Below are 285 nucleotides of genomic sequence, written 5' to 3' on the forward strand. Positions count from 1 at the left end.
GAAACAGACAAGGAGCACGCCCAAAAAGAGCGCCAGCCCGCCTGAAAGCGCAGTCGCTGCTACCCGCGAAACAAGATAAGACCGCTTGCCCGCGCGTGGAAGGTATTCGCGCAGGTAACGGCTCTTGTGGTCATCCACAAAGGTTGTCGTGAAGGGCAGTGCGGCAAGGATGGGCAGTACCAGCAGCACCACGTCCGTTTTCAACGAATCAATGGAAAGTTGGATGGAATACCCAGCAATAAGGCCACCCACCATCTGCCCTTGGAATACAGGTAGCATTTGCTC

General features: G+C 55.4%; 1 pseudogene. It reads right to left on the reverse strand.

What is annotated here, in order from left to right:
* A pseudogene (locus CHK_RS16650) lies at positions 1–285 on the reverse strand (hypothetical protein); the annotation flags it as partial.

The sequence above is a fragment of the Christensenella hongkongensis genome, assembly GCF_000981035.1.
Taxonomy (GTDB): Bacteria; Bacillota; Clostridia; order Christensenellales; family Christensenellaceae; genus Christensenella; species Christensenella hongkongensis.